This is a genomic window from Enterobacter sp. ECC_219_Taxon_10 (assembly GCF_058354905.1).
Map to the genome: position 1 here is coordinate 4,221,155 of NZ_CM178005.1, position 12,337 is coordinate 4,233,491.

14 protein-coding genes are annotated in these 12,337 nt (G+C 55.8%); 12 read left to right on the plus strand and 2 right to left on the minus strand.

What is annotated here, in order from left to right:
• Positions 1–288: 288 nt before the first annotated feature.
• Positions 289–1,530 carry a serine/threonine transporter SstT gene (sstT, locus tag AC4ICF_RS20050; RefSeq protein WP_116342182.1) on the plus strand — a complete coding sequence of 414 codons (1,242 nt, stop codon included), beginning with the start codon at positions 289–291 and terminating at the stop codon, positions 1,528–1,530.
• 80 nt (positions 1,531–1,610) lie between these two features.
• On the opposite strand, the gene AC4ICF_RS20055 is transcribed toward sstT, so the two are convergent.
• Positions 1,611–3,098 carry a UxaA family hydrolase gene (locus AC4ICF_RS20055; RefSeq protein ID WP_316379879.1) on the minus strand — a complete coding sequence of 496 codons (1,488 nt, stop codon included), beginning with the start codon at positions 3,096–3,098 and terminating at the stop codon, positions 1,611–1,613.
• A 17-nt stretch (positions 3,099–3,115) separates the two neighbouring features.
• The gene (uxaC, locus tag AC4ICF_RS20060) at positions 3,116–4,528 is read right to left on the minus strand and encodes a glucuronate isomerase (RefSeq protein WP_439209956.1); all 1,413 of its coding nucleotides are present in this window, start codon (positions 4,526–4,528) and stop codon (positions 3,116–3,118) included.
• Between the two features lie 476 nt (positions 4,529–5,004).
• Between uxaC and AC4ICF_RS20065 the strand changes: the two genes are divergently transcribed.
• From AC4ICF_RS20065 to AC4ICF_RS20115, 11 genes are all read left to right on the plus strand, one after another.
• Positions 5,005–6,303 (plus strand): MFS transporter, encoded by a 1,299-nt coding sequence (locus AC4ICF_RS20065; RefSeq protein ID WP_116342188.1) that lies wholly within the window; start codon positions 5,005–5,007, stop codon positions 6,301–6,303.
• A gap of 115 nt (positions 6,304–6,418) precedes the next feature.
• Positions 6,419–7,195, plus strand: coding sequence for a transcriptional regulator ExuR (exuR, locus tag AC4ICF_RS20070; RefSeq protein ID WP_028014506.1), 777 nt, complete (start codon positions 6,419–6,421; stop codon positions 7,193–7,195).
• A gap of 343 nt (positions 7,196–7,538) precedes the next feature.
• On the plus strand, positions 7,539–8,201 hold the full coding sequence (gene yqjA / locus AC4ICF_RS20075) for a DedA family general envelope maintenance protein YqjA (protein WP_008503144.1): 663 nt from the start codon (positions 7,539–7,541) through the stop codon (positions 8,199–8,201).
• Positions 8,202–8,203: 2 nt separating this feature from the next.
• Positions 8,204–8,587: an EnvZ/OmpR regulon moderator MzrA gene (mzrA, locus tag AC4ICF_RS20080; RefSeq protein ID WP_116342191.1), complete on the plus strand. Its 384-nt coding sequence runs from the start codon at positions 8,204–8,206 to the stop codon at positions 8,585–8,587.
• 143 nt (positions 8,588–8,730) lie between these two features.
• Positions 8,731–9,099: a DUF1090 domain-containing protein gene (locus AC4ICF_RS20085; protein WP_116342194.1), complete on the plus strand. Its 369-nt coding sequence runs from the start codon at positions 8,731–8,733 to the stop codon at positions 9,097–9,099.
• A 29-nt stretch (positions 9,100–9,128) separates the two neighbouring features.
• A complete protein-coding gene (locus AC4ICF_RS20090) occupies positions 9,129–9,434 on the plus strand; it encodes an ElaB/YgaM/YqjD family protein (protein ID WP_008503141.1) in 306 nt (101 codons plus the stop codon).
• A 1-nt stretch (position 9,435) separates the two neighbouring features.
• Positions 9,436–9,834 carry a phage holin family protein gene (locus tag AC4ICF_RS20095; RefSeq protein WP_014885329.1) on the plus strand — a complete coding sequence of 133 codons (399 nt, stop codon included), beginning with the start codon at positions 9,436–9,438 and terminating at the stop codon, positions 9,832–9,834.
• A complete protein-coding gene (locus AC4ICF_RS20100; protein WP_014885330.1) occupies positions 9,831–10,127 on the plus strand; it encodes a YqjK-like family protein in 297 nt (98 codons plus the stop codon). Before AC4ICF_RS20095 ends, AC4ICF_RS20100 begins: the two co-directional genes overlap by 4 nt.
• 248 nt (positions 10,128–10,375) lie before the next feature.
• Positions 10,376–10,768, plus strand: coding sequence for a DoxX family protein (locus tag AC4ICF_RS20105; RefSeq protein WP_116342196.1), 393 nt, complete (start codon positions 10,376–10,378; stop codon positions 10,766–10,768).
• 71 nt (positions 10,769–10,839) lie between these two features.
• Positions 10,840–11,826: a glutathione S-transferase family protein gene (locus tag AC4ICF_RS20110; RefSeq protein WP_116342199.1), complete on the plus strand. Its 987-nt coding sequence runs from the start codon at positions 10,840–10,842 to the stop codon at positions 11,824–11,826.
• A 108-nt stretch (positions 11,827–11,934) separates the two neighbouring features.
• Positions 11,935–12,300 (plus strand): DUF805 domain-containing protein, encoded by a 366-nt coding sequence (locus AC4ICF_RS20115; RefSeq protein ID WP_061096989.1) that lies wholly within the window; start codon positions 11,935–11,937, stop codon positions 12,298–12,300.
• Positions 12,301–12,337: the final 37 nt, after the last annotated feature.

The window sequence follows — 12,337 nt, forward strand, 5'->3', positions numbered from 1 at the left end:
ATCGTTCTGAAACAGCATTATTGCTTCTGCTTAAAAATTACTGGGGATCCCTCAGCCCACAGGGAGAGGGGGAAATGCAATGCAGGCCGGGTAAGCGCAGCGCCACCCGGCATTTTCGTTAACCAATAGTTAAAAAACATGACGCAACACGTAAAATCCAGCATTTTACGCTTCCGCCTTTCGCTCCTTTCCCTGATACTCAACCAGGCAAACAAATACTTACATCCGGACACAAATGTGACTTAGAGCACATCCAGGATGGAACGCAATTTCACTCAGGAATAACGTATGAGCACACAATCACGCGGTCTGTTCGCGCGCCTGGCGCAGGGCAGCCTTGTAAAACAAATTCTGGTCGGGTTGGTACTGGGTATTCTGCTGGCGATGGTGTCAAAACCTGCCGCGGAAGCCACGGGGCTGCTCGGCACCCTTTTCGTTGGCGCGCTGAAGGCCGTCGCACCGGTACTGGTGCTGATGCTGGTGATGGCGTCGATTGCCAACCACCAGCACGGACAAAAAACCAACATTCGCCCAATTCTGTTCCTGTATCTGCTGGGAACCTTCTCTGCGGCCTTAACGGCCGTTGTGTTCAGCTTCCTGTTCCCGTCCACACTGCACCTGACCAGCGCGGCCGGTGATATAACGCCGCCGTCCGGCATTGTCGAAGTCCTTCGCGGCCTGCTGATGAGCATGGTTTCTAACCCCATCACCGCGCTGATGAGCGGAAACTACATTGGCATCCTGGTCTGGGCGATTGGACTGGGCTTCGCGCTGCGTCACGGCAACGAAACCACGAAAAACCTGGTGAATGATATGTCGAACGCCGTCACCTTTATGGTGAAGCTGGTGATTCGCTTTGCGCCAGTCGGTATTTTCGGGCTGGTCTCTTCCACGCTGGCGACCACCGGTTTCGACGCGCTGTGGGGCTACGCGCAGCTGCTGGTTGTTCTGGTCGGCTGTATGCTGCTGGTGGCGCTGGTGATCAACCCGCTGCTAGTGTTCTGGCAGATCCGCCGCAACCCGTATCCGCTGGTGCTGACCTGCCTGCGCGAGAGCGGCGTGTATGCCTTCTTCACCCGCAGCTCTGCGGCGAACATTCCGGTTAACATGGCGCTGGCAGAGAAGCTGAACCTGGACCGCGATACCTACTCCGTGTCGATCCCGCTGGGCGCGACCGTGAACATGGCGGGCGCCGCTATTACTATCACCGTGCTGACCCTGGCGGCGGTGCATACGCTGGGTATTCCTGTTGATCTGCCAACGGCGCTGCTGTTGAGCGTGGTGGCGTCGCTGTGTGCCTGCGGCGCATCCGGCGTGGCGGGCGGTTCGCTGCTGCTGATCCCGCTGGCGTGCAATATGTTTGGCATCCCGAACGAGATTGCGATGCAGGTTGTGGCCGTCGGCTTCATCATCGGCGTGCTGCAGGACTCCTGTGAAACCGCGCTGAACTCCTCAACCGACGTGCTGTTCACCGCAGCGGCCTGTCAGGCGGAAGACGCGCGTTTAGCGAAGAATGCCCTGCGAGGTTAACAGCAAAACGGCAACCCTGAGGTTGCCGTTTTTAGTGTTTGTACCCTCTCCCCGTGGGAGAGGGCATCAGGCCGCACCGATTAAAGCGTCACACCACTCTTAAAGATCGCCAGCTCGCGGAAGTCGTTCTTCTCATTGCAGGTCTGCCTGCCGTTAGCAAACTCCACGATAGTGTCCACGAACTCCGTCAGCAGCTGCGGCATCGCTTTGCCGTGGATCAGCTGGCCCGCATCAAAGTCGATCCAGTGTTTTTTCTTCGCCGCCAGCTCGCTGTTGGTGGCGATTTTGACCGTCGGCACAAAACCGCCGTATGGCGTACCGCGACCGGTGCTGAACAGCACCATATGACAGCCCGCCCCTGCCAGCGCGCTGGTGGCGACCGCATCGTTACCCGGTGCGCTCAGCAGGTTCAGACCGTGGGTTTTCAGGCGTTCGCCGTAGCGCAGAACATCCACCACCTGGCTGGCGCCCGCTTTCTGGGTGCAGCCGAGGGATTTCTCCTCCAGCGTGGTGATCCCACCCGCCTTATTACCCGGCGACGGGTTTTCATAAATCGGCTGATTGTGGGCGATGAAGTACTGTTTGAAGTCATTCACCATGGTAACGGTCTTCTCAAACGTCTCTTCGTCGCGGCAGTGGCTCATCAGAATGCGCTCCGCGCCGAACATTTCCGGCACTTCGGTCAGCACCGTCGTACCGCCGTTGGCGATCACGTAATCCGAGAAGCGGCCCAGCATCGGGTTGGCGGTGATCCCGGAAAGGCCGTCAGACCCACCGCACTCCAGCCCAAACTTCAGCTCGCTCAGCCTGCCCGGCTCGCGCCTGTCGTGGCGCATCACCTCATAAAGCTGGTGCAGCAGCTCAACGCCCGCCTCCACTTCGTCGTCCTGATGCTGGCACACCATGAAGTGCACGCGCTCAGGAGCGAATTCGCCCAACGTGTCGCGGAAGGCATCCACCTGGTTGTTTTCGCAGCCGAGGCCGATCACCAGCACCGCGCCCGCGTTCGGGTGGCGCACCATGTTTTGCAGCATGGTGCGGGTATTGATGTGGTCATCGCCCAGCTGCGAGCAGCCGTAGGTGTGGCTGAACAGATGCACGCCGTCGGTGCCTTCGGCATTGTTGGTCTCTTTCAGGAAACGCGTCTGAATTTGACGCGCAATGCCGTTGACGCAGCCGACGGTCGGCAGGATCCACAGCTCGTTGCGGATCCCCACCTCACCATTAGCGCGGCGGTAGATCTGCACTTCACGATCCGCCGCCTGCACATTTTCTTCGGGTAAATCAGGTTGATAGCTGTACTCGTCCAGATCGCTCAGATTCGTGCGCGCGTTGTGGGAATGAATATATTCACCCGGCGCAATATCCGCCAGCGCATGTCCGATGGGCAAACCGTACTTCACCACGTTCTCCCCCTTTGCAATGGGGAACAAGGCAAACTTGTGTCCACGTCCAATGGCCTGGCGTAACGTGACCAACTGGTTGTCAAAGGTCACTTCCGTGCCTTCGGTTAAATCTGCCAGCGCGACGGCGACGTTATCCAGCGAATGGATTTTGATGTATTGCATATCAACCTCAGACGGCCTTAGTTCAGTTCAATGGCGAAGTAGTCACGCGCATTGTTAAAGCAGATGTTTCTCACCATGTCGCCCAGCAGCTGGAGATCCGCTGGCGCTTCACCCGCATGCACCCAGCGGCCAATCATCTGGCACAGAATGCGGCGGAAGTATTCGTGGCGCGTGTAAGAGAGGAAGCTGCGGCTGTCGGTCAGCATGCCGACAAAGCGGCTCAGCAGACCCAGCTGCGCCAGCTGCGTCATCTGCCGCTCCATGCCGTCTTTCTGATCGTTGAACCACCAGCCGGAGCCGAACTGCATCTTGCCCGGCATCCCTTCGCCCTGGAAGTTGCCGACCATGGTGCCCAGCACTTCGTTATCGCGCGGGTTCAGGCAGTACAGAATGGTTTTCGGCAGCAGGTTCTGTTCGTTCTGTTTGCTCAGCAGTCTGGACAGCTCTTCCGCCAGCGGACGGTCGTTGATGGAGTCGAAGCCCACGTCCGCGCCCAGCAGTTTGAACTGGCGCTGGTTGTTATTGCGCAGCGCGCCGATGTGGTACTGCTGTACCCAGCCGCGACGGGCGTATTCCGCACCGAGGAACACCAGCACCGCCGTTTTGAACTGCGCCACTTCATGCTGGCTAAGCGATTCACCGGACAGACGACGCGCCAGGATGCTGTCCAGTTCGGCTTCGTTTGATTCCGCAAAGAGCACCACGTCCAGCGCGTGGTCGGAAACTTTACAGCCGTGCGCCGCGAAGTGATCCAGGCGTTTAGTCAGCGCGGTTTGCAGGTCAGCGAAACGACGAATATCGGTATCGGACACTTCCGCCAGCTTCGTCATGTAGTCGTTGAAGGTGGCCTGTTCGATGTTGAAGGCTTTGTCCGGGCGCCAGCTTGGCAGCACTTTGATGTCAAAAGAGGTGTCTTCGGCGACAACAGCATGATGTTCCAGGGAGTCAATCGGATCGTCAGTGGTGCCAACCATCTTCACGTTCATCTGCTTCATGATGCCGCGCGCGGAGAAGTTATCCTGCGCCAGCAGCGCATTGCACTGGTCCCAGATCTCATCCGCCGTGGCGGGTGAAAGCAACTTGCCAGTGATGCCAAACGGACGGCGCAGTTCGAGGTGCGTCCAGTGGTAAAGCGGGTTACCGATGGTGTGCGGAACGGTCGCTGCCCAGGCATCAAACTTCTCGCGATCGGTCGCGTCGCCGGTACACAGGCGCTCAGCCACACCGTTGGTACGCATCGCACGCCATTTATAGTGGTCACCCTTCAGCCAGATGTCATACAGGTTTTTGAAACGGTAATTTTCGGCAACCTGCTGCGGCGGTAAGTGGCAGTGGTAGTCGAAAATCGGCTGGTCTTTTGCGTAGTCGTGGTACAGGCGGCGAGCAAATTCGGTATCTAAGAGAAAATCTTCGGTCATAAACGGCGTCATTATCGTCTTCCTCATTACGGGAGCGTCAGAAAGCGTATGTTCATATGCTGCAAAGTTATCACACCAATTTCCACCCGCCGACGTTTTTTTCGTGAGTGAGATCAATAAACGTCGACAAATAAATTACCCAAATTGGAGTAAATCACTCTACAGGCCGCGTCGATACTGGCTTCACCCGCAACGAATAATGACCCTACAAAGGATCATACATTTGTGATGTCACTCACCTTTTAAAGTTGTATGACAAGTTATCTTTTCGCCGTCGCAAACATTCAGCCGACGGAATGCATTACCGGTGTGAGAAACATCGGGTTTAACGGTACGGATACCAACTTATGCACGCTTACTTATGGCAAGGTTCGGGCCGTTCCGGGACATTCTCCCGGTTATGCCCCTCCCGTTACACAGCTGCTCCCGGAAACGGTTGAGAGGTTGCCGTGCTCTGGCGCGGAAATAACATAACGATGAGGTTTTAGATGCGTAAAATTAAAGGGTTACGTTGGTATATGATCGCGCTGGTGACACTGGGCACCGTGCTGGGCTACCTGACGCGTAACACCGTGGCAGCCGCGGCGCCGACGTTGATGGAAGAGCTGCATATCTCCACGCAGCAATACTCTTACATCATTGCCGCCTATTCCGCGGCATACACCATCATGCAGCCAGTCGCTGGCTATGTTCTGGATATTCTCGGTACCAAAATCGGATATGCCTTCTTCGCCATCGCCTGGGCGGTGTTCTGCGGCGCAACCGCGCTGGCAGGCAGCTGGGGCGGTCTGGCGCTGGCCCGTGGCGCGGTAGGGGCAGCGGAAGCGGCGATGATCCCGGCGGGGCTGAAAGCCAGCTCCGAGTGGTTCCCGGCAAAAGAGCGTTCTATTGCGGTCGGCTACTTCAACGTAGGCTCGTCCATCGGCGCGATGATTGCGCCGCCGCTGGTGGTGTGGGCTATCGTGATGCACAGCTGGCAGATGGCGTTCATCATCTCTGGCGTGCTGAGCTTTGCGTGGGCAATGGCGTGGCTGGTTTTCTATAAACACCCGCGCGATCAGAAAAAGCTCTCCGAAGAAGAACGCGAATACATTATTGGTGGTCAGGAAGCGCAACATCAGACCAACAATGGTAAGAAGATGTCCGTCTGGCAGATCCTGGGCACCCGTCAGTTCTGGGGTATCGCCCTGCCGCGCTTCCTGGCTGAACCGGCCTGGGGGACCTTCAACGCCTGGATCCCGCTGTTCATGTTCAAGGTCTATGGCTTTAACCTGAAAGAGATCGCGATGTTCGCCTGGATGCCGATGCTGTTCGCTGACCTGGGCTGTATCGTGGGCGGCTACCTGCCGCCGCTGTTCCAGCGCTGGTTTGGGGTGAACCTGATTGTTTCCCGTAAGATGGTGGTGACCATGGGCGCGCTGCTGATGATTGGCCCGGGCATGATTGGCCTGTTCACCAGCCCCTACGTCGCTATCGCGCTGCTGTGCATCGGTGGTTTTGCGCACCAGTCGCTGTCCGGCGCGCTGATTACGCTCTCCTCTGACGTCTTTGGTCGTAACGAAGTGGCAACCGCCAACGGCCTGACCGGGATGGCCGCGTGGACCGCAAGTACCATGTTCGCGCTGGTCGTCGGCGCGCTGGCGGATACCATCGGCTTCAGCCCACTGTTCGCGGTGCTGGCAATCTTTGACCTGATGGGTGCGGTGGTTATCTGGACGGTGCTGAAAAGTAAATCCGCAGAGGAGCTGGCGAAAGAGTCCCTCGGGAAACCGGCTACGCAGAGTTAGCGAAAATACGTTTCACCGAAGCCGCCCGCGGGCGGCTTTTTTAATGGCAAAATCTGGAGAGTATTCCGTGAAAGTGGTATAACAAATCATCTGCCGTACCCTGCCTGGAGCGCATATGGAAATCACCGAACCACGTCGTTTATATCAACAACTTGCTGCTGAGCTGAAAGATCGCATCGAGCAAGGGGTCTATCTTGTCGGTGATAAACTTCCCGCCGAGCGCTTTATCGCGGATGAAAAAAGTGTGAGCCGCACCGTAGTGCGCGAAGCGATTATCATGCTGGAAGTGGAAGGCTACGTCGAGGTACGCAAAGGTTCCGGCATTCACGTTATTTCTAATCAGCCTAAGCACTCTCCGGTAGCGGATGAAAGTCTGGAATTCGCCAGCTACGGCCCGTTTGAGCTGCTCCAGGCTCGCCAGCTGATCGAAAGCAATATTGCCGAATTTGCCGCCACGCAGGTGACCAAGCAGGACATCATGAAGCTGATGGAGATCCAGGAAAACGCCCGCAAGGAAAAATGTTTCCGTGATTCCGAGTGGGACCTGCAGTTTCACGTTCAGGTTGCCCTGGCCACCCAGAATACGGCGCTGGCGGCAATCGTTGAGAAAATGTGGACTCAGCGCGTTCACAACCCCTACTGGAAAAAACTGCACGATCACATCGATTCCCGCACGGTCGACAACTGGTGTGACGATCACGACCAGATCCTTAAGGCGCTGATTCGTAAAGATCCCCACGCGGCGAAACTGGCCATGTGGCAGCACCTGGAAAACACCAAGCAGATGCTGTTCAATGAAACCAGCGACGACTTCGAATTTAACGCCGACCGCTATCTTTTTGCTGATAATCCTGTCGTTCACCTCGATACGGCCCCGAGCGGTGCAAAATAGGTGACCTTTCTGCCGGCAGGCGCATCGCTGCGCCTTCCCGCCTGAGTGGGTAAGCAAAACATATATAGTGTCAGCCTTTGTAAAATCCCTCGCTCACTTTCAGGGCTTACGCCAAAATCACCTCACCCTGCAAATTCTGTGACGCAGAACGTCGGGCTTTGTTACAATTGGATTCACTTCGTTATTTTGAAAGTTAGTGCTTGCTAACCAGCCAATTAACAGGGAACAGTGTTGGCCACAACTCAATGTGTCCGCGAGCGACCATAATGAAATCACAACAATGTCGCCGTGCTGTTTGTCCCGGATAACAGGCGAGACGTTAACCGATTTCCAGGAACACTGAATGGAACTTTTGACCCAACTGCTGCATGCCCTTTGGGCGCAGGATTTTGAAACGCTGGCCAACCCTTCCATGATTGGCATGCTCTATTTTGTCTTGTTTATGATCCTGTTCCTTGAGAATGGTTTGCTGCCTGCGGCCTTCTTACCGGGTGACAGTTTGCTGGTGCTTGTCGGCGTGCTGTGTGCCAAAGGCGCAATGGCGTTCCCGCAGACCATCTTATTACTGACCGTCGCGGCCAGCCTTGGCTGCTGGGTGAGTTATATCCAGGGAAGATGGCTGGGCAATACCCGAATAGTACAGAACTGGCTTTCCCATCTGCCTGCGCACTATCACCAGCGGGCACACCACCTGTTTCATAAGCATGGGCTTTCCGCGCTGCTGATTGGCCGCTTTATCGCCTTTGTACGCACCCTGCTGCCCACCATTGCCGGGCTGTCCGGGTTGAGCAGCGCACGCTTCCAGTTCTTCAACTGGATGAGCGGCCTGTTATGGGTTCTGATCCTGACGACGCTGGGCTATGCGCTGGGTAAAACGCCGGTCTTCATGAAATATGAAGATCAGCTGATGTCCTGCCTGATGCTGCTGCCTGTTGTTCTGCTGGTCTTCGGCCTGATTGGCTCGCTGGTTGTCCTGTGGAAGAAAAAATACGGAGCGCGAGGTTAACGATGGTTATCTCACCGCTCGCCATGCGCCGCTTTGCCTGTGCCTTTATTGCACTGGTGATGCTCAGCGCCATACTGCTGGCCTGGAACACGCTTTCACATCAGGACGCTACGCTGGCTATTCGTCCGGTAAACCAGGGGGGCGGTGTGCCTGACGGTTTTTCTGTCTGGCATCATCTGGATGCAAACGGCATCCGCTTTAAAAGCATCACCCCGCAGGACGATGTTTTACTGATTAAGTTTGATTCCCGTGCGCAGAGCGCCGCCGCGAAAGCCGTTCTTGACCGTACGCTGCCGCACGGATATATCATTGCCCAGCAGGAAGACGACAACTCGCCGGCCGCATGGCTGTCGTTGATTCGCGATACGTCGCATCGGTTCGGATAACTTCCAGGATTCCGAATCTTTTCACTCACTTTGGTGAATCCCCCGTTTACTTACTATGCTTAAGTACGCGGAGCACCCCTCGAATGTACTCCGCATAATTTTGGATAGCGGCTAACCCCGCAACACAATGGAAGGTTTCGATAATGAAATTCCGCATTACCCTGGCTCTGGCCCTTTTATCTTTAAGCACAGCGACCTTCGCAAACTCTCTCTGTCAGGAGAAAGAACAGGATATTCAGCGTGAGATCGGTTATGCCGAAAAGCATAACAATCAGCACCGTGTTGATGGTCTTAAAAAAGCGCTGAGCGAAGTGAAAGCGAACTGTTCAGACAGCAAGCTGCGTGCCGATCACCAGAAGAAAATCGCTGAACAAAAGGACGAGATAGCCGAGCGCCGTCAAGACCTGCAGGAAGCGAAAGAGAAAGGGGATGCGGAAAAAATTGCTAAGCGCGAGAAGAAGTTGAAAGAGGCGCAGGACGACCTGAAAGCGCTGGAAGCTCGCGATTATTGAGTTAACGGAAATCTCAACAGGAGAGAATCATGTCAAAAGATACGACGTCTGAACATCTGCGCGCTGAACTGAAATCCCTGGCCGATACCCTTGAAGAGGTGCTGAACTCCTCTGCCGATAAGTCGAAAGAAGAAGTGAGCAAACTGCGCAGCAAAGCGGAGCAGGCGCTGAAAGAGAGCCGCTACCGCCTGGGTGAAACCGGGGATGCGCTGGCGAAACAGACCCGTGAAGCGGCTGCGCGTGCGGACGAATATGTACGTGATAATCCATGGACGGGTGTCGGAATTGGTGCCGCAGTAGGTGTGGTACTGGGTGTCCTGCTGACGCGTCGTTGATATGGAAGATCCTCGTCACGCACAAGGGCCTGCTAATAACGTCCTCGGCATCGGCCAGCGTATTTTAACGACGCTGGTCGGGATTGCCGAAACGCGCGTCCGGCTGGCAGTGGTCGAACTGGAAGAGGAGAAAGCGAACCTCTTCCAGATGCTGCTGATGCTCGGACTGACCATGCTCTTCGCCGCGTTTGGTCTGATGAGCCTGATGGTGTTAATCATCTGGGCCATTGACCCGCAGTATCGACTCAACGCGATGATTGCCACGACCGTCGTTCTGCTGGTCGCGGCGTTGATTGGCGGCATATGGACACTGCGTAAAGCACGCAAGTCCACTTTCCTGCGCCACACGCGCCAGGAGCTGGCTAACGATCGCGCCCTGCTGGAGGATGACAAGCCGTGAGCGATAAAGCGGAACGTCAGAAGCGAAAAGCGTACCTGTTAAGTCAGATCCAGCAGCAACGGCTGGATCTGTCTGCCAGCCGCCGTGACTGGATCGACGCGACGCGACGGTTTGACCGTGGCTGGAATACCTTCCTGAGCCTGCGTTCATGGGCGCTGGTCGGCAGCAGCGTGATGGCTATCTGGACGGTTCGTCATCCGAATATGCTCATCCGCTGGGCCCGACGCGGTTTTGGTGCCTGGAGCGCCTGGCGTCTGGTGAAAGCGACGTTGCGACAACAGCAGCTGCGGTGATAAACGCAAAACGGTAACCCTGGTTACCGTTTTTTTTCGCCCTCTCCCCGTGGGAAAGGGTTGGGGTGAGGGCACCAGCGCGCACCTGGCCTTACTCAATATCTTTGAAGAAGATTGACAGTTTTCCTTGCTAACAATTGCCACCCGCCCCGTTTATTATCCTCTCCATCGACAGCAGAGCCGCGGTATCTACCCGGAATTGCAGACAAATAATGTTCAGCCGCTGATGTGGTTTCCTGGAGAGTAAAATGAAAAAATTAGAAGATGTTGGTGTACTGGTCGCACGTATTCTGATGCCAATTCTGTTCATCGTGGCAGGCTGGGGCAAAATCACCGGATATGCGGGTACTCAGCAATATATGGAATCCATGGGCGTTCCGGGGTTCCTGTTGCCACTGACTATTCTGCTTGAGTTCGGCGGCGGCCTGGCGGTTCTGTTCGGCTTCCTGACTCGCACCACTGCGCTGTTTACCGCAGGCTTTACCCTGCTGACCGCGTTCCTGTTCCACAGCAACTTTGCGGAAGGCGTGAACTCACTGATGTTCATGAAAAACCTGACCATCGCGGGTGGCTTCCTGCTGCTGGCTATCACAGGTCCAGGCGCATACAGCATCGACCGCCTTCTGAATAAGAAGTGGTAAGCACGCTATACTGATTGAATCCAAAGCGAGGAGATATCTCCTCGCTTTTGCTATCTGACGGAGGAGAAAAAATGGGACAACTCGTAGACGGCGTCTGGCAGGATGTCTGGTATGACACTAAATCCACCGGAGGACGCTTCAAGCGCTCTGTTTCGGCCTTCCGTAACTGGCTGACCGCCGACGGCGCGCCTGGCCCAAGCGGCGAAGGCGGCTTCGCGGCGGAGAAAGATCGTTATCATCTGTACGTTTCTCTCGCCTGCCCGTGGGCACACCGCACGCTGATTGTGCGCAAGCTTAAAGGGCTCGAATCTTTGATTCCGGTTTCGGTGGTCAACCCACTGATGCTGGAAAATGGCTGGACGTTCGACAGCGATTTCCCCGCCGCGACCGGTGATGACCTGTATCACCACGATTTCCTTTACCAGCTCTACCTGCGCGCCGATCCGCACTACACCGGACGCGTTACGGTGCCGGTGCTCTGGGACAAGAAAAACCAGACGATCGTCAGCAATGAGTCTGCGGAAATCATCCGCATGTTTAACACCGCGTTTGACGCGCACGGTGCCCGCGCCGGAGATTATTACCCGGTCGAGCTGCGGGATAAAATTGACGAGCTGAACGGCTGGATTTACGACAACGTTAACAACGGCGTCTACAAGGCCGGTTTCGCCACCAGCCAGGAAGCCTACGACGAAGCGGTCGGGAAAGTCTTTGAATCCCTGGAACGGCTGGAGCAGATCCTCGGCCAGCACCGCTATTTAACGGGCGATCGCCTGACGGAAGCGGATATCCGCCTCTGGACCACGCTTATCCGCTTCGACCCGGTTTACGTCACCCACTTCAAGTGTGATAAACACCGCATCAGCGATTACATGAACCTGCACGGTTTCCTGCGCGACATCTACCAGATGCCAGGGATCGCGGAGACGGTCGATTTTGACCATATTCGCACCCACTACTTCCGTAGCCACAAAACCATCAACCCAACGGGCATTATTTCCGTTGGCCCGTGGCAGGACCTGGATGAACCGCACGGGCGCGACGTTCGTTTTGGATAAATACGGAGGGCATCAACAGATGCCCTTTTTTAATTCACAATCACCATCTATCCTTATCTCGATCGCTTAAAAAACAAGTGATTGACCGATTATTGAGGCAAGGAAAAAATGGACTGGTATTTAAAAGTACTGCGCAACTACATTGGATTTGGTGGCCGCGCCCGCCGCAAAGAGTACTGGATGTTTGTTCTGGTGAACTTCGTCCTGATTATGGTGCTGGGCATCGTGGATAAAATTCTCGGATGGGAGCGCGCCGGCGGTGAAGGCGTACTCACCACGATCTATGGTTTATTGGTTCTGCTGCCTTCATGGGCCGTGCTGTTTCGTCGTCTCCACGACACCGACCGTTCGGCATGGTGGCTGCTGTTGCTGTTGATCCCGCTTGTCGGCTGGATCGTGATTTTGATTTTCAACTGTCAGAGCGGCACGCCGGGCGAAAACCGCTTTGGTCCGGATCCTAAGATCGGCGCGTAAATTCCTGCCCGGTGGCGCTTACGCTTACCGGGCCTGT

Bases quoted from the DNA above. Each gene is read 5' to 3' on its own strand.
- AC4ICF_RS20090 (WP_008503141.1), top strand. From the start codon at position 9,129: ATGTCAAAAGATACGACGTCTGAACATCTGCGCGCTGAACTGAAATCC.
- exuR (WP_028014506.1), top strand. From the start codon at position 6,419: ATGGAAATCACCGAACCACGTCGTTTATATCAACAACTTGCTGCTGAG.
- AC4ICF_RS20085 (WP_116342194.1), top strand. From the start codon at position 8,731: ATGAAATTCCGCATTACCCTGGCTCTGGCCCTTTTATCTTTAAGCACA.
- AC4ICF_RS20065 (WP_116342188.1), top strand. From the start codon at position 5,005: ATGCGTAAAATTAAAGGGTTACGTTGGTATATGATCGCGCTGGTGACA.
- AC4ICF_RS20105 (WP_116342196.1), top strand. From the start codon at position 10,376: ATGAAAAAATTAGAAGATGTTGGTGTACTGGTCGCACGTATTCTGATG.
- AC4ICF_RS20110 (WP_116342199.1), top strand. From the start codon at position 10,840: ATGGGACAACTCGTAGACGGCGTCTGGCAGGATGTCTGGTATGACACT.
- uxaC (WP_439209956.1), bottom strand. From the start codon at position 4,528: ATGACGCCGTTTATGACCGAAGATTTTCTCTTAGATACCGAATTTGCT.
- yqjA (WP_008503144.1), top strand. From the start codon at position 7,539: ATGGAACTTTTGACCCAACTGCTGCATGCCCTTTGGGCGCAGGATTTT.
- sstT (WP_116342182.1), top strand. From the start codon at position 289: ATGAGCACACAATCACGCGGTCTGTTCGCGCGCCTGGCGCAGGGCAGC.
- AC4ICF_RS20055 (WP_316379879.1), bottom strand. From the start codon at position 3,098: ATGCAATACATCAAAATCCATTCGCTGGATAACGTCGCCGTCGCGCTG.
- mzrA (WP_116342191.1), top strand. From the start codon at position 8,204: ATGGTTATCTCACCGCTCGCCATGCGCCGCTTTGCCTGTGCCTTTATT.
- AC4ICF_RS20095 (WP_014885329.1), top strand. From the start codon at position 9,436: ATGGAAGATCCTCGTCACGCACAAGGGCCTGCTAATAACGTCCTCGGC.
- AC4ICF_RS20115 (WP_061096989.1), top strand. From the start codon at position 11,935: ATGGACTGGTATTTAAAAGTACTGCGCAACTACATTGGATTTGGTGGC.